The 22,931-nt window shown below is 71.3% G+C and carries 19 protein-coding genes and 1 tRNA gene; 2 read left to right on the forward strand and 18 right to left on the reverse strand.

The genetic code is table 11. The features are described from left to right. Nucleotides 1-18: 18 nt before the first annotated feature. Together AC3ANM_RS03400 and AC3ANM_RS03405 are read right to left on the reverse strand one after the other, a co-directional pair. Nucleotides 19-1,473, reverse strand: coding sequence for a galactose oxidase-like domain-containing protein (locus AC3ANM_RS03400; RefSeq protein ID WP_488286736.1), 1,455 nt, complete (start codon nucleotides 1,471-1,473; stop codon nucleotides 19-21). Between the two features lie 272 nt (nucleotides 1,474-1,745). Further along, nucleotides 1,746-2,261 carry a GNAT family N-acetyltransferase gene (locus AC3ANM_RS03405; RefSeq protein WP_488286737.1) on the reverse strand — a complete coding sequence of 172 codons (516 nt, stop codon included), beginning with the start codon at nucleotides 2,259-2,261 and terminating at the stop codon, nucleotides 1,746-1,748. 246 nt (nucleotides 2,262-2,507) lie between these two features. Between AC3ANM_RS03405 and AC3ANM_RS03410 the strand changes: the two genes are divergently transcribed. Continuing rightward, nucleotides 2,508-3,293 (forward strand): DUF554 domain-containing protein, encoded by a 786-nt coding sequence (locus AC3ANM_RS03410; RefSeq protein ID WP_488286738.1) that lies wholly within the window; start codon nucleotides 2,508-2,510, stop codon nucleotides 3,291-3,293. 101 nt (nucleotides 3,294-3,394) lie between these two features. On the opposite strand, the gene AC3ANM_RS03415 is transcribed toward AC3ANM_RS03410, so the two are convergent. From AC3ANM_RS03415 to AC3ANM_RS03445, 7 genes are all read right to left on the reverse strand, one after another. Further along, nucleotides 3,395-4,114 carry an ABC transporter ATP-binding protein gene (locus AC3ANM_RS03415; RefSeq protein WP_488286739.1) on the reverse strand — a complete coding sequence of 240 codons (720 nt, stop codon included), beginning with the start codon at nucleotides 4,112-4,114 and terminating at the stop codon, nucleotides 3,395-3,397. Next, nucleotides 4,104-4,949 carry an ABC transporter ATP-binding protein gene (locus AC3ANM_RS03420; RefSeq protein ID WP_488286740.1) on the reverse strand — a complete coding sequence of 282 codons (846 nt, stop codon included), beginning with the start codon at nucleotides 4,947-4,949 and terminating at the stop codon, nucleotides 4,104-4,106. Before AC3ANM_RS03420 ends, AC3ANM_RS03415 begins: the two co-directional genes overlap by 11 nt. Continuing rightward, nucleotides 4,942-6,069 (reverse strand): branched-chain amino acid ABC transporter permease, encoded by a 1,128-nt coding sequence (locus AC3ANM_RS03425; RefSeq protein WP_488286741.1) that lies wholly within the window; start codon nucleotides 6,067-6,069, stop codon nucleotides 4,942-4,944. Before AC3ANM_RS03425 ends, AC3ANM_RS03420 begins: the two co-directional genes overlap by 8 nt. Continuing rightward, nucleotides 6,066-7,052, reverse strand: coding sequence for a branched-chain amino acid ABC transporter permease (locus tag AC3ANM_RS03430; RefSeq protein ID WP_488286742.1), 987 nt, complete (start codon nucleotides 7,050-7,052; stop codon nucleotides 6,066-6,068). Before AC3ANM_RS03430 ends, AC3ANM_RS03425 begins: the two co-directional genes overlap by 4 nt. A 197-nt stretch (nucleotides 7,053-7,249) precedes the next feature. After that, a complete protein-coding gene (locus tag AC3ANM_RS03435) occupies nucleotides 7,250-8,383 on the reverse strand; it encodes a branched-chain amino acid ABC transporter substrate-binding protein (protein ID WP_488286743.1) in 1,134 nt (377 codons plus the stop codon). A 194-nt stretch (nucleotides 8,384-8,577) separates the two neighbouring features. Next, nucleotides 8,578-9,261, reverse strand: a complete 684-nt coding sequence (locus tag AC3ANM_RS03440; protein WP_488286744.1) for an ANTAR domain-containing response regulator — start codon at nucleotides 9,259-9,261, stop codon at nucleotides 8,578-8,580. Between the two features lie 45 nt (nucleotides 9,262-9,306). Further along, nucleotides 9,307-9,389, reverse strand: a tRNA-Leu gene (locus AC3ANM_RS03445). A 104-nt stretch (nucleotides 9,390-9,493) separates the two neighbouring features. Here AC3ANM_RS03445 and AC3ANM_RS03450 point away from each other — a divergent pair. Beyond that, nucleotides 9,494-10,060, forward strand: coding sequence for an ester cyclase (locus tag AC3ANM_RS03450; RefSeq protein ID WP_488286745.1), 567 nt, complete (start codon nucleotides 9,494-9,496; stop codon nucleotides 10,058-10,060). A gap of 23 nt (nucleotides 10,061-10,083) precedes the next feature. Here AC3ANM_RS03450 and pyk read toward each other — a convergent pair whose 3' ends face one another. The 9 genes from pyk to trpC all read right to left on the reverse strand — a co-directional run bounded on the left by pyk (nucleotide 10,084) and on the right by trpC (nucleotide 22,878). After that, nucleotides 10,084-11,535, reverse strand: a complete 1,452-nt coding sequence (gene pyk, locus AC3ANM_RS03455; RefSeq protein ID WP_488286746.1) for a pyruvate kinase — start codon at nucleotides 11,533-11,535, stop codon at nucleotides 10,084-10,086. An 82-nt stretch (nucleotides 11,536-11,617) separates the two neighbouring features. Beyond that, nucleotides 11,618-13,075 (reverse strand): glutamate synthase subunit beta, encoded by a 1,458-nt coding sequence (locus AC3ANM_RS03460; protein ID WP_488286747.1) that lies wholly within the window; start codon nucleotides 13,073-13,075, stop codon nucleotides 11,618-11,620. Next, nucleotides 13,068-17,612, reverse strand: coding sequence for a glutamate synthase large subunit (gltB, locus tag AC3ANM_RS03465; protein ID WP_488286748.1), 4,545 nt, complete (start codon nucleotides 17,610-17,612; stop codon nucleotides 13,068-13,070). The genes AC3ANM_RS03460 and gltB overlap by 8 nt, the downstream gene beginning before the upstream one ends. Nucleotides 17,613-17,735: 123 nt before the next feature. Next, on the reverse strand, nucleotides 17,736-18,734 hold the full coding sequence (lgt, locus tag AC3ANM_RS03470; protein WP_488287904.1) for a prolipoprotein diacylglyceryl transferase: 999 nt from the start codon (nucleotides 18,732-18,734) through the stop codon (nucleotides 17,736-17,738). Between the two features lie 5 nt (nucleotides 18,735-18,739). After that, entirely contained in the window at nucleotides 18,740-19,504 is a 765-nt protein-coding gene (locus AC3ANM_RS03475; protein WP_488286749.1) for a DsbA family protein, read from the reverse strand. Continuing rightward, nucleotides 19,501-19,986 carry a MauE/DoxX family redox-associated membrane protein gene (locus AC3ANM_RS03480; protein ID WP_488286750.1) on the reverse strand — a complete coding sequence of 162 codons (486 nt, stop codon included), beginning with the start codon at nucleotides 19,984-19,986 and terminating at the stop codon, nucleotides 19,501-19,503. The genes AC3ANM_RS03475 and AC3ANM_RS03480 overlap by 4 nt, the downstream gene beginning before the upstream one ends. Nucleotides 19,987-19,991: 5 nt before the next feature. Next, nucleotides 19,992-20,795 (reverse strand): tryptophan synthase subunit alpha, encoded by an 804-nt coding sequence (gene trpA, locus AC3ANM_RS03485; RefSeq protein WP_488286751.1) that lies wholly within the window; start codon nucleotides 20,793-20,795, stop codon nucleotides 19,992-19,994. Beyond that, nucleotides 20,792-22,063, reverse strand: coding sequence for a tryptophan synthase subunit beta (trpB, locus tag AC3ANM_RS03490; protein WP_488286752.1), 1,272 nt, complete (start codon nucleotides 22,061-22,063; stop codon nucleotides 20,792-20,794). Before trpB ends, trpA begins: the two co-directional genes overlap by 4 nt. Next, complete coding sequence (trpC, locus tag AC3ANM_RS03495; protein WP_488286753.1) at nucleotides 22,063-22,878, reverse strand: indole-3-glycerol phosphate synthase TrpC; 816 nt, start codon at nucleotides 22,876-22,878, stop codon at nucleotides 22,063-22,065. Before trpC ends, trpB begins: the two co-directional genes overlap by 1 nt. Nucleotides 22,879-22,931: the final 53 nt, after the last annotated feature.

The raw sequence follows: 22,931 nt of genomic DNA on the forward strand, positions 1-22,931 counted from the left end.
CCTCGTGCTGTGGTCGCCTCAGCCGACGTGCACCCACGTCGCGGTGGAGGGCACGCCGCTGGCGTCGACCAGGAACAGCAGGTACCACCCGGGAAGGGCGACCGTCCCGGACGGGACGGTCGCGCTGACCCCGCCGGCCGTGGCCGTCGTGTCGAGGGCGATGGTCCGCTCGTGGAAGTCCACCGTGTGCGTCGACGACCCCGGGGCCATGAGCACCAGGTGGCTGGTCGTGTCCGGGGTGCTGACCGACAGCGTCCCCCCGTTGGCGACCTGGGACGGTGCCGAGCCGATCGCCGGCCGCGCGCCCGCGGTGAGGTAGGCCGGCGTGTAGATCTCGTCGGTGTTGCCGCCACCGCCGGAGCCGGTGTCACCGGCCGACAGGACCCTTCCGTCGGGCATCAGCACGGCCGAGGAGTGGTAGGCACGCCGCATCGTCTGTGCCGCGAGGGTCTCCCACGTGTTGGTGTCGAAGCGGTAGCGCAGGCTGGTGTAGATCGGCCCCGCGAAGTTGCCGGAGCTGTTGCCGGCGACCGCCATGAGCGACCCGTCGGGCAGGAGCACCGGGCTCATGTGGGTGCGCGGCTGCGGCATGGACGCCACGGCCGACCACCCGGCGGTGGGGTTCGCGGCGTCGAAGGTCTCCGCGGCCGCGGTGGCACCCGTGCCGGTCTTGCCCCCGAAGAGCATGACCTTGGTCTGACCGGCCGGACCACTGGGCAGCAGGACCGCCGCCTCGCCACTGCCGTGCTGGAACAGGGGACGGTGGTAGCTGGTCCAGGTCCAGGTGCTCGGGTCAAGGATCGCCGTCGAGCGCGAGGTCACCTCCAGCACCTTGCCGTTCGGCAGCACCCACTGGTGCGGATACAGGCCGGACGGCCACGGGCCACCGACCTTCTGCAAGGTCCCGACCGAGCCGCCGGCCGGTGGAGGGGTCCAGACCTCCATGTCGGGGTTGGGGTTGCCGTTGCTGTCGAAGCCACCGCTGATGAGCACCCGCCCGTCGGCGAGGCGGGTCGCCGTGGGGTAGTACCGCCCCTTGGGACTCGACGGCTGGGGCGTCCACGACAACGAGACAGGGTCGAACAGCAGGATGTTGTTGATCCCCTTGGCGCCCTTGGCATGGCCACCGACGACGAGGATGCGACCGTCCGTGAGCGCCTCCATCGCGCCGCACTCCACGTCCGCGGGCGGGTCCGTCTCCGTCGCCTGGCCAGTGGCCGGGTCGTAGACGTACGCCTGGGTCGGGCGCAGCGCGCCGAACAACAGCACCTTGCCGGTGTACAGCATCACCGAGTGGACACCGATGACCCGCGTGTTCGCGCCGGGTGGCGTGAAAGGCGCGGACCAGGACCCTTGTCCGGTGACCACCGCGGTGGTCGTGGCCAGACCCGTGGCAGCGCCTGCCGGTATGGCCGTGGTTGCCGCCAGCACGGCGGTCGCCGCAGTGGCAGCGAGAACTGACCGTCGTCTCATGCCTCATCTCCCCAAGAAACGGCGCCGGGGTGGCCGGCGCTCAGGAACGACGATGGGGCCCGGCGGCCGGACGCGCCCCGCCACGGCGGCGTATCCCGGCTAGGCCCAACGGTTCACGGCCCCCGGCCGGTGGCGACGCAGGCCCCTCACCCCGCTGACGGATCCGGACCACCCGCCGATGCAGGCATCGCCCTGATGGCGCATGTGCCGAGGGGGTCCGTCCCGGCCGGGACGGACCCCCTCGTCGTGGGAGCTGCGGTGTGCCCGCCGGGTCAGCCGACGAGCTGGCGGTCGCTGAGGCGGGAGGCGCGACCGCGCAGGGAACGGCGGCGCTGCTGGAGGACGAGCTCGAGGCCGCCGCGATGCTCCTCGCCCGCGAGCTTGCGCCTCAGGCCGCTGGTCGTTGTGACCCGCTTGACGACGTAGGAGGAGAAGCCGAGGCGGGCGAAGAAGCGGTTGGCGTCGCGGCCCTGGGCCGGCACGCACGTGGCGATCTGGTCGGCACCGAACCGCTCGGCATACGTCGTCGCGGCGGTGAGCAGCGCCTTGGCCGCACCCTGGCGGCGGGCGGTCTCGGCGACGTAGAGCTGGTCGATGGACACGCACGGCATGTCGGTCAGCCCGGAGAGCGGGCTGTGGGTCAGGACCATGTAGCCGATCGGCTGGCCGTCGCTGTAGGCGAGGTAGGCCCGCACGTCCTCCCGGCCGAGTGCGGCCGCCACCCGGCCCTCGGAGGCCGCGCGCGTCGCGGACTCCAGGCTGCCTCCAGCCTCGACCCGCGCCGACAACCACAACCGTGTGAACTCCGGGTGCTGTGAGGGCGAAACCGGACGGACGCTGACCTGGGGACGCGACACAGACCCTCCATCGTTGGCGAAGCACGTTGCGGCAGTACGGGTCCCCCACCCGAGAAGTCCCGCAGACGTCCGCCCTGCGAAGGACGTCTCCGGAACGAGGCAGAGCCTAGAGGCAGGACTCCCGCCGGGTGAAGGGGTACCGCATAAATTTCACGAGCGGCCCCTAGGGTGGGCCGCGTGAGTGGTGCTTTCCCCGGTCTCGGCACGGTCATCAACGTCGCCACCGTGCTGGTCGGCGCAAGCCTGGGTATGGCGGTCGGTCACCGCCTCCCCGACCGCACCCGGTCGGTGGTCACCGACGTGCTCGGGCTGACCACCCTGATCATGGCGGGGCTGTCGGCGGTCAGCGTGACCGACCGCTCGCTGGGCGACGCCGTGGGGCGCGGCGCCCCGGTGCTGATCGTCCTCGGCAGCCTGCTCATCGGCGGGATCGCCGGGTCGCTGCTCGGCATCGAGGAGCGGCTCGAGGGCCTGGCAGGGGCGATCCAGGCCCGGCTGGCGCGCCGGCCGCGGCTCATGGGCGTGCAGGAGACCGGCCAGGGCCACGAGGCCCGCGAGCGGTTCATCGAGGGCTGGCTCAGCGCCTCGCTGCTGTTCTGCGTCGGGCCGCTGACGATCCTCGGCTCGCTCTCCGACGGCCTGGGGCGCGGCATCGACCAGCTGGCCCTGAAGTCGGTGTTGGACGGCTTCGCGGCGATGGCGTTCGCGTCGTCCTTCGGGGTGGGGGTGCTGTTCTCGGCGGTGTCCGTGGCCGTCGTGCAGGGCCTGCTGACGCTGCTGGGCGTGCTGCTCGGCTCGGTCCTGCCGGACGCCCACATCGCGGCGCTGACGGCGACCGGTGGGCTCATGCTCGTGGGGATCTCGTTGCGGCTGCTGCGGATCAAGGAGGTACCGGTGGGCGACCTGCTGCCGGCCCTGGTCGTCGCCCCGCTGCTGACCCAGCTGGTGATCGCCCTTCGCTGAGCACCTGGCAACCACGGGGCGTGCTGCCGGGCGGGCGGTGGTGCGCACGCGCAGGCGCCCGCCCCGGGGCACCCGGGGCGAGCACACGGCATACCGGGTGGCTAGACGTCGCCGCCGAGGTAGGCGGCCTTGACCGAGTCGTCGGCGGCGAGCTCGGCACCGGTGCCCTCGCGCACGATCTCCCCGGTCTCCAGGATGTAGGCCCGGTTGGCGCGCTTGAGCGCCTGGGCGGCGTTCTGCTCCACCAGCAGGACCGTCGTGCCCTGGTTGTTGATCTCGGTGACGATGTCGAAGATCTGCCGGATCAGCTTGGGCGCCAGGCCCATCGACGGCTCGTCGAGCAGCAGCAGCCGGGGCCGGGCCATGAGCGCGCGGCCCATGGCCAGCATCTGCTGCTCACCGCCGGACATCGTGCCGGCGGTCTGGTTCATCCGCTCCTGGAGCCGGGGGAAGAGCGAGAACACCCGGTCGCGGTCCTCGGCCACTGCCTTGGTCTTGCGGTCCTTGCGGGCGTAGGCGCCCATGTCGAGGTTCTCGTTGACCGTCATGCCCGGGAAGCAGCCCCGCCCCTCCGGACTCTGGGAGATGCCCAGCACCGGCCGCTGGTGCGGCGGCATGTGGGTGATGTCCTGGCCGTCGAAGCGGATCGTCCCGGCCCGCACCGGGCGCAGGCCGGAGACGGTCTTCATCGTCGTCGTCTTGCCGGCACCGTTGGCCCCGATCAGCGTGACGACCTCACCCTCCTCGACGGTGAAGGTGATGTCCCGGATCGCCTCGATGCGCCCGTAGTTGACGCACAGGCCCTGCACCTCAAGAAGCATTCTCGTCGACTCCCAGGTAGGCGGCGATGACGGCGGGGTTGTCGCGGATCTCGGCGGGCAGGCCCTCGGCGATCTTGCGGCCGAACTCCAGGACCACGATCCGGTCGGTCACCCCCATGACCAGCCTCATGTCGTGCTCGATGAGCAGCACGGTGTAGCCCTGGTCGCGGATGGTGCGGATCAGCTCCATCAGGCGGGCCTTCTCCGCCGGGTTGAAGCCGGCGGCGGGCTCGTCCAGGCACAGCAGCGTCGGGTTGGTGGCCAGGGCGCGGGCGATCTCGAGCCGGCGCTGGTCGCCGTAGGACAGGTTGCGGGCGAGCTCGTTGGCGCGCTTGCTCAGGCCCATGAACTTGAGCAGCTCGCGGGCGCGCTCGTAGCCCTCCTTCTCCTCCCGGCGGTGCTTGGGCAGGCGCAGGATGGCCGACCCGACCCCGGTCGTGTGGTGGGCGTCGGCCCCGACGAGGACGTTCTCCAGCGCGGTCATGGTGCCGAACAGCCGGATGTTCTGGAAGGTACGCGCGATGCCGAGCCGGGTGATCTCGTGCTTCTTGCGTCGGCCGAGCGGCTCCCCCTGGAAGCGGACGTCGCCCGAGGTCGGCTGGTAGACGCCGGTCATGACGTTGAAGCACGTCGTCTTGCCGGCACCGTTGGGGCCGATCAGGCCGAGGATCTCGCCCTCGTTGATGTGGAACGAGACCTCGTTCAGTGCCACGACTCCGCCGAAGCGCAGCGTGACGTCGTCGACCTCCAGCAGCCGGCGGGCGGACGCACCGGCGCCGGCCGCCGGGCCGGTCGAGTCGACCTGGGTGTCGGTCGCGGGCGTGCTGTCAGGCATGTGCGGTCCCCTCCTCCAGGGCCTCGATCTCCTCTTCGGACTCGATCGCCCGGACGGCCCTCCGTGGCGGGAGCAGACCCTGCGGTCGGAAGATCGCCAGGGCCATGAGCGCCAGGCCGAAGAGCAGGTAGCGCTCCTCGGACAGGAACCGGAACTTCTCGGGCAGCCACGTCAGCAGGAAGGCCGCCGAGATGACGCCCCACCGGTTGCCCTGGCCGCCGACGACGACCATGGCCACGAACAGCACCGAGTAGAGGATGGTGAAGTTGTCGGGGTTGAGGAACCCTTGGCGGGCGGCGAACAGCGATCCGGACAGGCCGCCGATGCAGGCACCGATCGCGAAGGCGAGCAGCTTGAACCGGAACGTGGGCACGCCCATGAGCTCGGCGGCGTCCTCGTCCTCCCGGGTCGCCTCCCAGGCCCGGCCGACGCGTGAGTTCTGCATCAGCCGGTCGATGAAGATCACGATGATGACGATGGTCAACGCCAGCCAGTAGTACGGCGTGGCGTCGCGCACCCCGAACTCCAGGAACGTCGAGGTCGTCGACAGGTCGACCACCGGGGCGCCCCCGGACCAGTCCAGGTGCGGGATGTCGAACAGCGCGAAGCTCTGCGGTGAGGGGATGTTGCTGATGCCCTGTGCGCCGCCGAGCCACTCGGAGTTGAGCAGCACCAGCCGGATGATCTCGCCGAAGCCGAGGGTCACGATGGCCAGGTAGTCACCGCGGACCCGCAGCGTCGGGGCGCCGAGCAGGATGCCGGAGAACATCGCCACGATGATCGCCAGCGGCACGCACAGCGCCCAGGAGAGCTTGCCGTGCTGGGAGCCGAAGACCGCCACGGTGAAGGCGCCGATGGCGAAGAAGCCCACGTAGCCCAGGTCGAGCAGGCCGGCGTAGCCGATGACCACGTTGAGGCCGAGGGCGACCAGCGCGTAGACCGCGCAGCTGAACAGCACGCTGGCGAAGTCGGAGTCGGTGGTCGTGATGAACGGCGGGTTGATGATCGGCAGCAGGTAGACCAGCAGGGCCGCGACCACGAGCAGGACGATCTTGACCGGCTTGGGCAGGCCTGCGACCCGCCCGCGGAAGCCGTGGAAGAAGTCGGTGACGGCACTCATGCGCGGGCCTTTCCGAGCGACTCGCCCAACAGACCAGTCGGGCGGAACAACAGGATGACGACCAGGAGCAGGAACGCCACGACGTCCTTCCACTGGGTGCCGACCAGCGCCGAGCCGTAGTTCTCGGCGACGCCGAGGATGAAGCCGCCGAGGAGGGCACCCCGGACGTTGCCGATGCCACCGAGCACGGCGGCGGTGAACGCCTTGACGCCGAGGATGAAGCCGGCGTTGTAGCGGGTGACGCCCACCTTGAGCAGGTAGAGCATCGCCGCCCCGCCGGCCATGATCCCGCCGACGAGGAAGGTGATCCGGATGACACGGTCGCGGTTGACACCCATGAGGGCCGCCGACTCGGGGTCCTGGGCCACGGCCCGGATGCCCCGGCCGAGGCGGGTGCGGCTGACGAACTGGTCCAGCACCACCATCATCACGACGGCCGCGACCAGCACGATGATGTCGATGTTCTTGACGCCGTAGTCGCCGAGCTGGAACACCACGTGGCTGTCGACGAGGCTGGGCGCGACGGCGTTCTCCCGGGGCCGGCCGACGTAGTCGGCCAGGGTCCGGTCGAGCCCGAACCACGCCGCGACCTTGTCACGCAGGCCCATCAGCTCGGAGAGCACGAACGAGGCGCCGATGGCCGAGATCAGTGCGATCAGGGGCGGGGCGTTGCGCTTGCGCAGCGGGCGGTAGGCACCGTACTCCAGGATCAGGGCGACGATCGCCGAGACCAACATCGCGGCGAGGAAGCCGATGATGAGGTAGCCCACCACCGCGAACCCGGTCGCCTTGCCCGCCCCCAGCGCAGTGAGCACCCAGACGGCGCCGAAGGTGCCCCACATGAACACCTCGGAGTGGGCGAAGTTGATCAGCCGCAGCACGCCGTAGACCAGCGTGTAGCCCAGGGCCACGAGCGAGTAGACCGCCCCGATCGCCAGGCCCGTGACCGTCAGCTCGAAGAAGTGGTGAATCAGGAGGTCCATGCAGGTCCCGTCTCGATGGCGGTTCGGACAGCGTCAGCATCGGCTTTGGGGGGACTCTAGGCCACCCGTGGCGCCCGCAGAAGGGCCACTGACGCGCGTGGCGGCCGGAGGCTGGTGCCTCCGGCCGCCACGTCTCACTGCGGAACCGGCCTGACGGCGAAGGCAGGTGTCGCCGGTTCCCTCAGCAGGTCAGCGTCTTACTTGATCTCCTGGTCGGGCACGATCTTGCCGCCGGTGACCTTGTAGGCCCAGACCGTCTTGTCGGACGGCTCGCCCTGGGCGTCGAACTTGATCTGCTTGGTCACGCCCTTGGCGTCGTAGTTGTGCACGAAGGTGTTGACGTCCGACAGGCTCGTCTTGCCGGCGGCGATGGCCGCGAGGAAGACGTTGGCCGCGTCGTAGCCCTCGGCGGAGTAGGTGGCCGGGTCGGAGCCGTAGGCCGCCTTGAACGCCGACTGGAACTCCGGCGCCTTCTCCGGCGGGAGGCAGGGGCAGGTCATGACGGTGCCCTCGGCAGCGGCGCCCGCCGCCTTGATGTACCCGTCGTCCTTGACACCGTCGCCCACGACGATGGTGCCCTTCCAGCCCTGCTGACGCAGCTGCTTGGCGAGGATGGCCGCCTCGGCGTAGTAGCCGCCGTAGAACAGGGCGTCAGCGTTGGACGCCGCCACCTTGGTCACGGTCGCCGAGAAGTCGGTCTGCTTCTGCTGGACCTCGTCGGTGCCCACGACCATGGAGCCGAGGTCACCCTTGACGATGTCGGCCAGGCCCTTGCCGTACTCGGAGGAATCGTCGGCGACGAACACCTTCTTGGCCCCGAGGATGTCCTTGATGTACTTGGCGGCCGCCGGACCCTGGGTCGCGTCGTTGCCGAGCATGCGGAAGAAGGTCTTCCAGCCGTTCTGGGACAGCTTCGGGTTGGTCGCCGACGGGGTGATGGTGGTCAGGCCCGCCTTGTCGAAGATCGGGTCAGCAGCCTTGGACTCACCGGAGAATGCCGGGCCCACGATGCCGATGACCTTCTTGTCGCTGACGGCCTTCTGTGCCAGTGCCGGCGCCTGCGCCGGGTCGCCCTGGCTGTCGAAGGTCACGAGGGTGACCTTGCAGTCGGCGTGCTTCTCGTTGTACTGCTTCACGGCGAGGTCGGCGCCGTTCTTGATGTTGATGCCGAGGTTGGCGGCGTCGCCGGTGAGCGCACCGAAGAAGCCGATCTTGAGGTCGCAGGCCTTGCCACCCGCGGCCGCCGAGGAAGAGCCCCCCTTGGTGCCACACCCGGTCAGGACGAGTGCGGCGGCCAGGACAGGCGCACCGAACTTGATGAGAGAACGCACAAATCCTCCTGATGCCACGTTTGGCGCCGCGCCCCGCGCAACGCTCTCAAACCCCCTCTGCGGGAGGTTTGTCGGAACACTAGACCCCGGCAGCCCCCCGGCGGGACTGTCTGGACCCGAACGGTGACCGTGTCGTGACCTGAGGTTGATGCGGGGGGTGTCGCGACATCCCCGACCCGGCCGCCGCGGCGGTTCTACGCGCCTGCGGACGAACCCGGCATACCGCTGATCACGGCCTCGGCGACCTCGCGCATCCCGAGCCGGCGGTCCATCGCGGTCTTCTGGATCCAGCGGAAAGCGTCGGCCTCGGTGACCTCCAGCCGCGACATCAGCACGCCCTTGGCCCGGTCGACCAGCTTGCGCGTCTCGAGCCGCTCGGCGAGGTCGGCGACCTCCTGCTCGAGGGCGTGCAGCTCGGCCCAGCGCGACCGGGCGATGTCGATGGCGGGCCCGAGGTCGGCGGCGGAGAACGGCTTGACGACGTAGCCCATGACCCCCGCGTCCCGGGCCCGCTCGACGAGCTCCTTCTGGCTGAAGGCGGTGAGCATCAGGACCGGGGCCAGCTTCTCGGCGCCGATCTGCTCGGCGGCGCTGATCCCGTCCAGGACCGGCATCTTGACGTCCATGACCACGAGGTCGGGGCGCAGCTCCCGGGTCAGCTCGACGGCCTGCTCGCCGTTGCTGGCCTGGCCGACCACCTCGTAGCCGCTCTCCCCCAGCATCTCGGCGAGGTCGAGCCGGATCAGGGCCTCGTCCTCGGCGACGACGATGCGCAGCCGCGGCTGCGCCGGGGGGTATGCCGTGTCGCCGGCTCCCGCGGTGGCCGGAGCCTCGGGGGCGGCGGGCGTGGGGTCCGGGGTGGTGGCGTCGTCGGTCACGGCGGCCAGCCTAGCCAGCCGGGCGGAGGACCTTCGCAGGGTGAGTGCCGAGGGCGGGACTTGAACCCGCACGCCCTTTCGGGCAAAGCATTTTGAGTGCTCCGTGTCTGCCATTCCACCACCCCGGCAGGGTGCGGCGTCAGCATAGCGTCCGGCTCCCCCCGACCCGGACGAGGTGGGGTGCGCCATTCGCAGGTGCCACCATTCGGTGGCACGGTCCGACGATGGCGGCATGGATGGTGTCCCAGCCCTGGAAGCCAACAAGGCCCTGGTCCGCCGGCACTTCGAGGAGACCTTCAACCAGCGCCACCTCGCCTCGTGCGAGGCGCTGTTCGCCCACGACTTCATCGAGCACGCGGCGGCACCGTTCTCGTCCACGACCCCCGGGCTGGTCGACGGCCCGCGGCACATGCGCGAGACGGTCGAGTGGCTCGTGGCGCAGTACCCCGACCTGCAGATGCGGGTGGACCAGCTCGTGGCCGAGGGCGACCTGGTCGTGGCCCGGGTCCGCAGCACCGGCACCAACCTGGGTCCGCTCAACGGGGTGATGCCGCCGACCGGCCGCCGCTTCGACAGCTACGCCTGCCACTGGTTCCGCGTCACCGACGGCAAGCTCAGTGAGCACTGGGCGGTGCGCGACGACCTGACCTCGATGATCCAGGTCGGCGTGATCGCGCCGCCCCGGCCGCCCGAGGGCGGTGCGGGCCGCGCGGCGCCGCCTTCCGGCGGGGCCATGGGGCGTCGCGGCGTCGGCTCCGCCCCCGGGGTGGTCCAGCTGCACCCCCGCGGCCAGTCGTAGGGCCGGGGCCCCGGCAGCTCGGCCTAGAGGTCGAGGTCCTGGTAGGCCGGCGCGACGCGGTTGACCGCGTTGCCCATGCGGTGCACCCGCAGGGCGTTGGTGGAGCCGGGGATGCCGGGCGGGGAGCCGGCCACGATGACCACCAGGTCACCCTCGGCGGCCCGGCCGGACTGCAGCAGCGACACGTCGACCTGCAGCGCCATCTGGTCGGTGTGCTTGGCCATCGGCACGAGGAAGGTCTCGATGCCCCAGGTCAGGGCCAGCTGCGAGCGGGTCGCCTGGTTGGGGGTGAAGGCCAGCATCGGCAGCTTGGACCGGATCCGGGACAGCCGCTTGGCGGAGTCACCGGTCGTGGTGAACGTGACGAGGAACTTGGCCCCGACGAGCTCGCCGATCTCGGCGGCGGCGCGGGTGACGGCGCCACCGGTCGTGTGCGGCTTGGTGCCCAGCGGCGCGACCCGGTCCAGGCCGTGCTCCTCGGTGTTCTCGATGATCTTGGCCATCGTCTGCACGGCCTCGATGGGCCACTTGCCGACGCTGGTCTCACCGGAGAGCATCAGCGCGTCGGCGCCGTCGAGCACGGCGTTGGCGGCGTCGCTGGCCTCGGCGCGCGTGGGGCGGGAGTTCTCGATCATCGACTCCAGCACCTGGGTGGCGACGATGACCGGCTTGGCGTTGCGGCGGGCGATCTCGATGGCGCGCTTCTGCACCAGCGGCACCTGCTCCAGCGGCAGCTCCACGCCGAGGTCGCCGCGGGCGACCATGACGCCGTCGAAGGCCTCGATGATGTCGGCGAGGTTGTCGACCGCCTGCGGCTTCTCGATCTTGGCGATGACCGGGAGGCGCACGCCCTCCTCGTCCATGATCCGGTGGACGTCCTCGATGTCCTTGGAGGAGCGCACGAAGGACAGCGCGATCATGTCGGCGCGCAGGTGCAGCGCCCAGCGCAGGTCGGCCTCGTCCTTGTCGGACAGCGCCGGCACGCTCACCGCGACACCGGGCAGGTTGATGCCCTTGTTGTTGGACACCACGCCGCCCTCGATGACGACGGTGACGACCTCGGTGTCGGTCACCTCGACCGCCTCGAGGGCGACCTTGCCGTCGTCGATCAGCAGCCGGTCGCCGGGGTTGACGTCCCCCGGCAGGCCCTTGTAGGTCGTCGACACGCGGTCCTGGTCGCCGAGGATGTCGTCGGTGGTGATGACGAAGCGGGCGCCGTTCTCCAGGGTGACCGGGCCGTCGGCGAAGCGACCGGTGCGGATCTTGGGGCCCTGCAGGTCGACGAGCACGCCGACCGCGCGACCGGACTCGTCACTGGCGCGACGCACCTCGAGGTAGACCTTCTCGTGGTCCTCGTAGGCCCCGTGCGAGAGGTTGAGCCGGGCGACGTCCATGCCGGCCTCGACCAGCTCCTGCAGCTTCTCCGGGGAGGAGGTGGCAGGTCCCAACGTGCAGACGATCTTGGCGCGGCGCATGGGTCAAACCCTATGGGTTACCGGGCCGTAGCACGGAACCGGCCACCCTCGTGGACGGCCGGTTCCGGACAACGGACGTCGCTCAGGCCGTGAGCGGACGGTCGGTCGGGTTGATCGGGCGCGGCAGGGCCGAGGACCCGGTCAGGAAGGCGTCGACCCCGTTGGCCGCGGCGCGCCCCTCGGCGATGGCCCAGACGATCAGGGACTGCCCGCGACCGGCGTCGCCGGCGACGAAGACGCCCGGCACCGTGGTCTGGAAGTCCTTGCCGCGCTTGATGTTGGAGCGCTCGTCCAGCTCGACGCCGAGCTGCTCGACGACACCGGGCGCCTGCGGCCCCAGGAAGCCCATGGCCAGCAGGACCAGCTGGGCCGGGATCTCCCGCTCGGAGCCCTCGACCTCGGTGAAGCCCTTCTCGCCCATCTCGACCTCGACCACGCGCAGCGCGCGGACGTTGCCGTCCTCGTCGCCGAGCACCTCCTTGGTGCTGGCGGCGTAGACCCGGTCGCCGCCCTCCTCGTGGGCGCTGGCGACGCGGAAGAGCATCGGGTAGGTCGGCCACGGCTGCCCGGCCGGCCGGTCCTCCGGCGGCCGCGGCATGATCTCCAGCTGGGTGATCGAGCGGGCGCCCTGGCGGATGGCGGTGCCGAGGCAGTCGGCACCGGTGTCGCCGCCGCCGATGATGATGACGTCCTTGCCGGTCGCCAGGACCTGGTCCTCGACCTCCTCGCCGAGCGCGACCCGGTTGGCCGGCGGCAGGTAGTCCATGGCCTGCACGATGCCGTTCAGCTCACGACCCGGCACCGGCAGGTCACGCGGCACCGTCGCCCCGACGGCCAGCACGACGGCGTCGTAGCGCTGGCGCAGCTGCTCGCCGGTGATGTCCTCGCCCACGCTGACGCCACTGCGGAAGCGGGTGCCCTCGGCCTTCATCTGCTCCAGGCGCCGGTCCAGGACGGACTTCTCCATCTTGAACTCGGGGATGCCGTAGCGCAGCAGGCCGCCGGGCTTGTCCTCGCGCTCGAAGACGGCCACCGTGTGGCCGGCCCGGGTCAGCTGCTGGGCGGCGGCGAGGCCGGCCGGCCCGGAGCCGACGACGGCGACGGTCTTGCCGGAGAGCCGCTCCGGCGGCTGCGGCGTGACGTTGCCGTCCTCGAAGGCCCGGTCGATCGTCGTGACCTCGATCTGCTTGATCGTCACCGCGGGCTGGTTGATCCCCAGCACGCAGGCGGTCTCGCAGGGGGCCGGGCACAGCCGCCCGGTGAACTCCGGGAAGTTGTTCGTGGCGTGCAGCCGCTCGATGGCCTCGCGCCAGTCGCCCTTCCACGCCAGGTCGTTCCACTCGGGGATGAGGTTCCCGAGCGGACAGCCGTTGTGACAGAACGGGATGCCGCAGTCCATGCAGCGACCGGCCTGGCGCTGGAGCTGGGCCGGGTCCTGCCGCTCGTAGACCTCCTGCCAGTCCATGATCCGGACCGGCACGGGCCGCCGGGTCGGCAGCTCACGCTGACGGGTGGTCAGGAAACCCTGAGGGTCAGCCACGGGAGGCCTCCATGATCCGCTCCCACACCTGGGTGCCGTTGAGGTCGAGTCCCTCGGACTCGGCCGCTGCCCTGACGTCCAGCACGCGTTGGTAGTCGCGTGGCAGGACCAGGGAGAAGCGGCTCTTGACGTTGTCCCAGTCCCCGAGCAGCCGCGCCGCCACGGCGGAGTCGGTCCACTCACGGTGCCGGGTGAGCAGGTCGTGCACGACCTTCTCGTCGTCCTCGCGCAGCGGCGAGAGGTCGACGAGCTCGGTGTTGACCCGCTCGGGCCGCAGGTCGAGGACGTAGGCCACGCCACCCGACATACCGGCGGCGAAGTTGCGGCCCGTCGGGCCGAGCACCAGGGCGATGCCCCCGGTCATGTACTCGCAGCCGTGGTCGCCCACGCCCTCGACGACGGCGGTCGCGCCGGAGTTGCGCACGCAGAACCGCTCGCCGACCTGGCCGCGCAGGAACACCTCACCGGAGGTCGCGCCGTAGCCGATCACGTTGCCGGCGATGACGTTGTGCTCGGCGGTGAGCGAGGCACCGCGCTCGGGGCGGACCACCACCCGGCCGCCGGACAGGCCCTTGCCGACGTAGTCGTTGGCGTCGCCGAAGAGCCGGATCGTCACGCCCGCGGGGACGAACGCGCCCAGCGACTGCCCGGCGGAGCCGTTCAGCGAGATGTCGATGGTGCCGTCGGGCAGCCCCTCGGGGTGGGCCTTGGTGACCTCGTGGCCGAGCATCGTGCCGACGGTCCGGTTGACGTTGCGGACCGGCAGGTCGATGCGCACCGGCTCGGCCCGCTGCAGCGCGTCCTGGCTGAGCTGGATGAGCGTGTGGTCCAGGGCCTTCTCCAGGCCGTGGTCCTGCCCGCAGGAGTTGTATCGCGCGGACCCGTCCGTGGGGGCCACCTCGGTGAGGATCGGGGTGAGGTCCAGGCCGCTGGCCTTCCAGTGCTCGACGGCCTTGGCGGTGTCGAGCAGGGAGACCTGGCCGACCGCCTCCTCGATGCTGCGGAAGCCCAGCGCAGCGAGGTGCTCGCGCACCTCCTCGGCGATGTACTCGAAGAACGTCTCGACGAACTCGGGCTTGCCGGAGAAGCGGGCGCGCAGCTCGGGGTTCTGCGTCGCGATGCCGACCGGGCAGGTGTCCAGGTGGCAGACGCGCATCATGATGCAGCCGCTGACCACGAGCGGGGCCGTGGCGAAGCCGAACTCCTCGGCGCCGAGCAGCGCCGCGATGACCACGTCACGGCCGGTCTTGAGCTGGCCGTCGACCTGCACGACGATCCGGTCCCGCAGGCCGTTGAGCACCAGCGTCTGCTGGGTCTCGGCCAGGCCGAGCTCCCAGGGGGCGCCGGCGTGCTTGAGCGAGGTCAGCGGCGACGCGCCGGTGCCACCGTCGTGGCCGGAGATGAGCACCACGTCGGCGTGGGCCTTGGACACCCCGGCCGCGACCGTGCCGACGCCGACCTCGGAGACCAGCTTGACGTGCACCCGCGAGGACGGGTTGGCGTTCTTGAGGTCGTGGATCAGCTGGGCGAGGTCCTCGATCGAGTAGATGTCGTGGTGCGGCGGCGGGGAGATCAGGCCCACGCCCGGCGTCGAGTGCCGCGTCCTGGCCACCCACGGGTAGACCTTGTGGCCGGGCAGCTGGCCACCCTCGCCGGGCTTGGCGCCCTGGGCCATCTTGATCTGGATGTCGTCGGACTGGGTCAGGTAGAGGCTGGTGACCCCGAAGCGGCCCGAGGCGACCTGCTTGATCCGCGAGCGACGGGCCGGGTCCAGCAGGCGGTCGACGTCCTCGCCGCCCTCGCCGGTGTTGGAGCGGCCGCCGAGGTTGTTCATCGCCACGGCGAGGGTCTCGTGTGCCTCCTGGCTGATCGAGCCGTAGCTCATCGCCCCGGTGTTGAAGCGCTTGACGATCTCGCTGACCGGCTCGACCTCCTCCAGCGGGACAGGCGTGCGCCCCTTCGCGCCGAGCTCGAACAGGCCGCGCAGCGTCATCAGCCGCTCGGACTGCTCGTCGACGCGGGAGGTGTACTGGCGGAACACGTCGAAGCGCCGGGCCCGCGTGGAGTGCTGCAGGCGGAAGACGGTCTCGGGGTCGAACAGGTGCGGCTCGCCCTCGCGGCGCCACTGGTACTCCCCACCGACCTCGAGCTTGCGGTGCGGCAGGCGCACCCCGTCCGGCGGGTAGGCCCGGGCGTGGCGGGCGGCGGCCTCCGCGGCGAGCACGTCGAGGCCGACGCCGCCGAGCTGGGTCACCGTGCCGGTGAAGTAGCGGTTGACAAGGTCCTGGGACAGGCCGATGGCCTCGAAGACCTGCGCGCCGCGGTAGGACGCCACGGTGGAGATGCCCATCTTGGACATCACCTTCAGCACGCCCTTGCCGAGCGCCTTGATGAGGTTGGCCACCGCCTTCTCCGCGGAGACCCCCGGCAGCTGGCCGGAGCGGACCAGGTCCTCGACCGTCTCCATCGCCAGGTAGGGGTTGACCGCCGCGGCCCCGAAGCCGATGAGCAGCGCGACGTGGTGGACCTCGCGGACGTCGCCGGCCTCGACGATCAGGCCGACCTGGGTGCGGGTCTTCTCCCGGATCAGGTGGTGGTGCACCGCCGAGGTGAGCAGCAGCGACGGGATCGGGGCCAGGTCGCGGCCCGAGTCGCGGTCGGAGAGCACCACGAAGCGCGCTCCCCCGGCGATCGCCTCGGACACCTCGGCGAAGATCTCCTCCAGCCGGGCCTCCATGGCCGCGGCGCCTGCTGACACGTCATACAGGCCCTTGACCACGTGGGTGGCGTAGCCGGGCAGGTCACCGTCGGCGTTGATGTGGACGACCTTGGCCAGGTCGTCGTTGTCGATGACCGGGAACGGCAGGATGACCTGCCGCGCGTGGGCCGGGGTCGCGGTGAGCGCGTTGCCCTCGGGGCCGATGACCGTGCCGAGGGAGGTGACCAGCTCCTCGCGGATCGCGTCCAGCGGCGGGTTGGTCACCTGGGCGAACAGCTGGGTGAAGTAGTCGAACAGCAGCCGGGGCCGGTCGGAGAGCACCGCGATGGGGCTGTCGGTGCCCATCGACCCCAGCGGCTCGCCGCCGGTCCGCGCCATCGGCGAGAGCAGGATCCGCAGCTCCTCCTGGGTGTAGCCGAAGGTCTGCTGACGCCGCGCCACCGAGGCCGCGGTGTGCACGATGTGCTCGCGGTCGGGCAGGTCGTCGAGGTGGATCAGGCCGGCGTGCAGCCACTCGTCGTAAGGGTGCTCGGCGGCCAGGGTGGCCTTGACCTCGTCGTCGCTGACGATGCGGCCGTGCTCGGTGTCGACGAGGAACATCCGGCCCGGCTGGAGCCGGCCACGGCGCACGACCTTCTCCGGCTCGAGCTCGAGCACGCCGGCCTCGGAGGCCAGCACGACCAGGCCGTCGTCGGTTACCCAGTAGCGCCCGGGGCGCAGCCCGTTGCGGTCGAGCACCGCGCCGATGAGCGTGCCGTCGGTGAAGGTCACGCAGGCGGGACCGTCCCACGGCTCCATGAACGTGGAGTGGAACTCGTAGAACGCCCGGCGCGCGGGGTCCATGTCCTCGTGGTTCTCCCACGCCTCCGGGATCATCATCAGCACCGCGTGCGGCAGCGACCGGCCACCGAGGTGCAGCAGCTCCAGGGCCTCGTCGAAGCTCGCGGAGTCCGACGCCTCCGGGGTGCAGATCGGGAAGAGACGCTCGAGGTCGCCGGGGATGATGTCGCTGGCCAGCTGGCTCTCGCGGGCGCGCATCCAGTTACGGTTGCCCTTGACCGTGTTGATCTCGCCGTTGTGGGCGATCAGCCGGTAGGGGTGGGCCAGAGGCCAGGAGGGGAAGGTGTTGGTCGAGAAGCGGGAGTGGACCAGCGCCAGCTCGGTGGCGAACCGCCGGTCGGACAGGTCCGGGAAGAAGGGCTCGAGCTGGCCGGTGGTCAGCATGCCCTTGTAGACGAGGGTGCGCGCCGACAGCGACGGGAAGTAGACCTCGGCCTCACGTTCGGCCCGCTTGCGCAGGCAGAACGCCATCCGCTCCAGGCCCAGGCCGACGACGCGGCCGGCGGCGGCGGTGACGAACAGCTGGCGGAAGACCGGCATGCAGGCCCGGGCGGTCTCCCCCACGAGCTCCTCGACGACCGGCACGTCGCGCCAGCCGAGGACCCGCAGGCCCTCCTGCTCGGCCAGCGACTCGATCGTCGCGACCGTGGCCGCCTGCTCGGCGGCCTCGACCGGCAGGAAGGCGGTGCCCACGGCATACGCACCCTTGGCGGGCAGCTCGAAGTCCACGACCTCGCGCAGGAACTCGTCCGGGACCTGGGTGAGGATGCCGGCGCCGTCGCCGGCCTCCGGGTCGGCGCCCGTCGCACCGCGGTGCTCGAGGTTGCGCAGCGCCGTCAGCGCGTGGTCCACGATGTCGTGCCCGGCGCTGCCCCGCATCGTGGCGACCAGCGCGACACCACAGGCGTCGTGCTCGTGCGCGGAGCTGTACAGCCCCTGGTTCGCGGGCTGCGCCGAAAAGCGCGTGAAGGCAGACATGCTGCTGAGTCACCGTCCTTGAAACTGTCGCGAGTTCGCCTCGGGCACCGGGCTGGACGGCGTTGGCCAGCGTGGTCCGAGCAGGATAGCCGAGACCGGCGATGTCCTGACAGCTGGGACGATTCAGTCCGGATCGTGAGACGAGACGCGCTCCCCCGCAGGGGTCGCCTCCCCTGCGGCACCCTCGTTCGGAGCCTTCCCGGTATCGCGCGCCGCACCGTCCGCGGTCCCCGCACCCTCCGGCTCGGCGCCCGCGAGCCGCGGCTCGCCGTCCGGCATGGCGAGGTCCTGCGTCCGCCCGAACCGCCAGAAGAGGACGGCCGCCCCGAGGAAGACCAGCACCGAGGTCCACACGTTGAGGCGCAGGCCGAGGATGAGGTTGGCGTGGTCCTCGCGCATCATCTCGATGACGCCGCGGCCCACGGTGTAGATCATCACGTAGAGCGCGAAGGCCTGGCCGCGGTGCAGCGAGGTGCCCCGGGCCCGCAGGCGCCGCTCGACCAGCACGATGGCCAGGGCCAGCAGCAGGCACCACAGCGACTCGTAGAGGAAGGTCGGGTGGTAGATGCCCGCCACGACCGGCTTGCCGCTGGCGTCGACGACGGCGCGGCCGGCGCCCTGGTCCCACTCGTAGACCTTCAGGCCCCACGGCAGCGTGGTCGGTCCGCCGTGCAGCTCGTTGTTGAACCAGTTGCCCCACCGGCCGAACGCCTGCGCCACCGCGATGCCCGGCGCCGCGGCGTCGGCGTAGTCGAGGAAGCGGATGCCCTGGCGACGGCAGCCGATCCAGGCCCCCACGGCGCCGAGGGCGATGGCGCCCCAGATGCCGAGGCCGCCGTTCCAGACCTTCAGCGCGTCGAGCGGGTGCTTGCCGGCGGCGAAGTACAGCTCGGGGTCGGTGATCAGGTGGTAGAGCCGGCCGCCGACGATGCCGAAGGGCACCGCCCACGCGGCGACGTCGAGGGCCTGCCCGGGCCTGCCCCCGCGGTCGAGCAGCCGGCGCTGGGTGATCCAGACGGCCACGACGATGCCGGCCAGGATGCACATGGCGTAGGCGCGGATCGGGAAGAAGCCGAGGTACCAGACGCCCTGCGTGGGGCTGGGGATCGTGGCGGGGACCAGCGCGCTCACTTGGTGGCTGCCTTGACCTGGTCGGTGAGGTACTGCTGCGAGAGCTGCTGCAGCGGCAGGTCCTTGCCGTTGAGCTTGAGCGTGGGCGTGCTGAAGACACCGGCCCTCTCGGCCGCGGTCTCGACGGCCGTGGCGTATCCCTGGTGCGTCTTGGCGTCGAAGCACTTCGTCCACGCCGTCAGCGCGGACCCGCTGATGCCCGCCTTGCTGGCGAAGCCCATGAGGTCGGCGTCGGTGTAGCCGGCGCCCTCCTGGGCGGGCTGGTTGGCGTAGACGACGCCGTGGTAGTCGAGGAACTTGCCCTGGTCGGCCGCGCACGCCGCCGCGGCGGCGGAGCGCACCGAGGCGTCGTTGCCGAGCTTGGCGTCGAGGAAGCTCATCATGTGCACGACGAGCTTGATGTCACCGGCCTGGGCCATCGAGGCGATCTGCTTGCCGAAGACCTGCTCGAGCTTGCCGCAGACCGGGCACTGGAAGTCCTCGTAGAGGTCCAGCGTCGGGGCGCCCGCCTTGGCCGTGGCGGCGTTGGCGACGATGCCCCCGCCCTGGCCGGTGGCGCCCACGGGCAGAGCCGCCCCACTGCTGCCCGAGGCCGAGGTGCCGGATCCCGTGCCGCCCGAGCCGCCGGCCCCGAGGATGACGGCGATCACGATGGCGATGATGGCCACCGCGGCCACCACCCCGCCGATGATGATCTTCGACGGTCCCTGCTTCGGGGCCGCTGCCTTGATGCGCGCCGAGGCGTCAGGGCGGGGGGTCATCGTTGCTCCTGTCCGAACAGACGGTGGTCGAGCCCGTATGCCGTGCGCGGCCGGGCGGTGAGCCAGGCGCCGCAGAGCAGCAGCCCGGCGTCGCGGAGGACTTCCGAGAGGTAGTGCGTCTGGGAGGCGGCGATGGTTCCCCCGCCTCCGAAGCAGCCGCAGTCGATGGAGAGCCCGCGGGCCCAGGCCGAGATGATCCCGATCTCGAAGGCCACCATGAGCAGGGCTCCGCCGATCGCGGCAGCGCGGGTGAAGAGGCCGGCCAGCAGGAGCAGGCCGAGGACGATCTCCAGGACCGGCAGGGCGAAGCCGATGTAGCCGGCCGCGTCGTAGGGCAGCAGCTGGTAGGCGCGCACCGCCATGGCGGACTGGGCCGGCTCGGCCACCTTCAGGGCCCCGGCGACGACGAGCACCCCACCCAGCGCGAGCCGGGCGACCAGCCCCACGATGTCGGCCACGCGTGCCCCCTGGCGCGAGAACATGACGGTCAGCGACCCTTGCGCACGCCCGCGGCCAGGTCCCGGGTCAGCTCGCGCAGCGCCTCCAGGCCCGCAGCGCGGTCCTCCGCGGCGTCGGTGAGGCAGCGCACGAGCGCCGAGCCCACGATGACGCCGTCGGCGAAGGCCCCGACCTCGGCGGCCTGCGCCCCGCTGGAGACCCCGAGCCCGACGCACACGGGCTGGTCCGTGGCGACCCGCGCACGGGCCACCAGCGCCTCGGCGGCGTCCCCGACCGCCGTCCGGGCGCCGGTGACGCCCATGACGGCGGTGGCGTAGACGAAGCCCCGGCACGCCGCGGCGGTGCTGCGCAGCCGCTCGTCCGTGGAGCTCGGCGCGACGAGGAAGACCTTGTCGAGGCCGTGCCGGTCGGCCGCCTCGATCCACTCCTGGCCCTCGTCGGGGATCAGGTCGGGGGTGATCAGCCCGGCACCGCCGGCCGCGGCGAGGTCGGCGGCGAACCGCTCGACCCCGTAGCGCAGCACCGGGTTCCAGTAGGTCATCACCAGGGCAGGAGCGCCGGCGTCGGCGACGGCGCGCACCGCGGTGAAGACGTCCGCCAGGCGGGTGCCTCCCTTGAGTGCCCTGTCGACCGCGTGCTGGATGACCGGGCCGTCCATCAGCGGGTCGGTGTAGGGCACACCGATCTCGACGATGTCGACGCCGGCCTCGACCATGGCCACCATGGCCTCGATCGAGCCGGGCACGTCGGGGTAGCCGACCGGGAGGTAGCCGACCAGGGCCGCACGCCCCTCCTGCCGGGTCCGCTCCAGGACCTGCGCGACGCTGCTCACCAGCCACTCCCCTCGGCCTGCTCGACCGGTTCCTCTGCCTTGAGCTGCTCGGCCTCGACCAGCTCCTCCTCGGAGATGAGCCCGAACCATCGCGCAGCGGTGTCGACGTCCTTGTCACCACGGCCGGAGAGGTTGACCAGGACGATGCCGTCGGGGCCGAGCTCCTTGCCGATCCTGATCGCACCGGCGAGCGCGTGGGCGCTCTCGATGGCCGGGATGATGCCCTCGGTGCGGCTCAGGAGCGCGAAGGCGTCCATCGCCTCGGTGTCGGTCACCGGGTAGTACTCGGCGCGGCCGGAGTCCTTCAGGAAGGAGTGCTCCGGGCCGACGCTGGGGTAGTCCAGGCCGGCCGAGACCGAGTGCGACTCCAGCGTCTGGCCGTCCTCGTCCTGCAGCACGTAGGTGAAGGCACCGTGCAGCACGCCCGGCACGCCGGTGCTGAACCGCGCGGCGTGGTGCCCGGTGTCGACGCCCTCGCCCCCGGCCTCGAGGCCGACGAGGCGCACGGAGGCGTCGTCGATGAACCGGTGGAAGATGCCCATGGCGTTGGACCCGCCCCCGACGCAGGCGCACACGGCGTCGGGCAGCCGGCCGACGAGGTCGAGCACCTGGGCCCGCGCCTCGACGCCGATGATGCGGTGGAAGTCGCGGACCATCTCGGGGAACGGGTGCGGGCCGGTCACGGTGCCGATGAGGTAGTGCGTGTCCTCGACGTTGGTCACCCAGTCGCGCATGGCCTCGTTGATGGCGTCCTTGAGCGTGGCGCTGCCGGTGGAGACGGGCACCACCTCGGCGCCGAGCAGCCGCATCCGGGCGACGTTGAGCGCCTGGCGCTTGGTGTCCTTCTCGCCCATGTACACGGTGCAGGTCAGTCCGAGCAGGGCCGCCGCCGTCGCGCTGGCGACACCGTGCTGGCCGGCGCCGGTCTCGGCGATGATCCGGCTCTTGCCCATGCGCTTGGTCAGCAGCGCCTGGCCGAGCACGTTGTTGATCTTGTGCGAGCCCGTGTGGTTGAGGTCCTCCCGCTTGAGCAGGATGCGGGCCCCGCCGGCGTGCTCGGCGAAGCGCGGGACCTCGGTGATGAGGCTTGGCCGGCCGGTGTAGGTGCGGTGCAGCCGCTCGAGCTCACCCTGGAAGGCGGGGTCGACCGCGGCCTTCTTGCGGGCCTCGTCAAGCTGCTCGAGCGCAGCGACGAGGGCCTCGGGGACGAAGCGACCGCCATACGCGCCGAAGCGCCCCTCGCGAGGCGAGGGCGGGGACTGGCTCATCACACTCCTTGCTTGCGCAGCGCCGGGTGGGCTCCGGCGGCGATCAGGTCTGCCACGGCCTCGCGGGGGTGACCGCCGGTCACGAGGCTCTCCCCCACCAGCACCGCTCCCGCCCCGGAGCGGGCGTAGTCGAGGACGTCGTGCGGCCCGCGGACCCCGGACTCGGCCACGCGGACCACCCCGGCGGGGATCATCGGGGCCACCCGGGCGAACGTCGAGCGGTCGACCTCGAGGGTCTTGAGGTTGCGGGCGTTGACGCCGATGACCTTGGCCCCGGCGTCGATCGCGCGCTGGGCCTCCTCCTCGTCGTGGACCTCCACGAGCGCGGTCATCCCCAGGGACTCCGCCCGCTCGCGCATCCCGACGAGGGTGTCCTGGTCGAGGGCGGCGACGATGAGCAGGATGACGTCGGCGCCCCAGGCGCGCGCCTCCCACAGCTGGTAGGAGGACACCATGAAGTCCTTGCGCAGCACGGGGATGTCCACGGCGGCGCGGACGGCGGCGAGGTCCTCGAGGCTGCCGCCGAAGCGCCGCTGCTCGGTGAGGACGCTGATCACGCTGGCCCCGCCGGCGGCGTAGTCGGCCGCGAGCCCGGCCGGGTCCGCGATCATCGCGAGGGCGCCCTTGCTCGGGCTGGACCGCTTGACCTCGGCGATGACCTTGACCCCGCCCGGCGCGCTGAGCGCGGCGAAGGCGTCCTTGGGCGGGTCGACCCGCGCGACCCGGGCCTTCAGGTCCTCCAGGGACGTGCGCGCCTGACGGACCGCGAGGTCCTCCCGGACTCCGTCGATGATCTCGTCTAGAACGCTGGGCACCCGTCAAGGCTAGCCGCGCCGGTCCTGGTGTCCGAATCGACCCCGGGCGAGCG

The organism is Oryzihumus sp. JJN4-3R (assembly GCF_057747915.1).

Coding starts and splice junctions, on each gene's coding strand:
- AC3ANM_RS03415 (WP_488286739.1), bottom strand. CDS start 4,114: ATGCTTCTTGAGGTGCAGGGCCTGTGCGTCAACTACGGGCGCATCGAG.
- AC3ANM_RS03475 (WP_488286749.1), bottom strand. CDS start 19,504: ATGACCCCCCGCCCTGACGCCTCGGCGCGCATCAAGGCAGCGGCCCCG.
- gltB (WP_488286748.1), bottom strand. CDS start 17,612: ATGTCTGCCTTCACGCGCTTTTCGGCGCAGCCCGCGAACCAGGGGCTG.
- AC3ANM_RS03425 (WP_488286741.1), bottom strand. CDS start 6,069: ATGAGTGCCGTCACCGACTTCTTCCACGGCTTCCGCGGGCGGGTCGCA.
- AC3ANM_RS03450 (WP_488286745.1), top strand. CDS start 9,494: ATGGATGGTGTCCCAGCCCTGGAAGCCAACAAGGCCCTGGTCCGCCGG.
- AC3ANM_RS03400 (WP_488286736.1), bottom strand. CDS start 1,473: ATGAGACGACGGTCAGTTCTCGCTGCCACTGCGGCGACCGCCGTGCTG.
- AC3ANM_RS03420 (WP_488286740.1), bottom strand. CDS start 4,949: ATGCCTGACAGCACGCCCGCGACCGACACCCAGGTCGACTCGACCGGC.
- pyk (WP_488286746.1), bottom strand. CDS start 11,535: ATGCGCCGCGCCAAGATCGTCTGCACGTTGGGACCTGCCACCTCCTCC.
- AC3ANM_RS03430 (WP_488286742.1), bottom strand. CDS start 7,052: ATGGACCTCCTGATTCACCACTTCTTCGAGCTGACGGTCACGGGCCTG.
- trpB (WP_488286752.1), bottom strand. CDS start 22,063: ATGAGCCAGTCCCCGCCCTCGCCTCGCGAGGGGCGCTTCGGCGCGTAT.
- AC3ANM_RS03480 (WP_488286750.1), bottom strand. CDS start 19,986: ATGTTCTCGCGCCAGGGGGCACGCGTGGCCGACATCGTGGGGCTGGTC.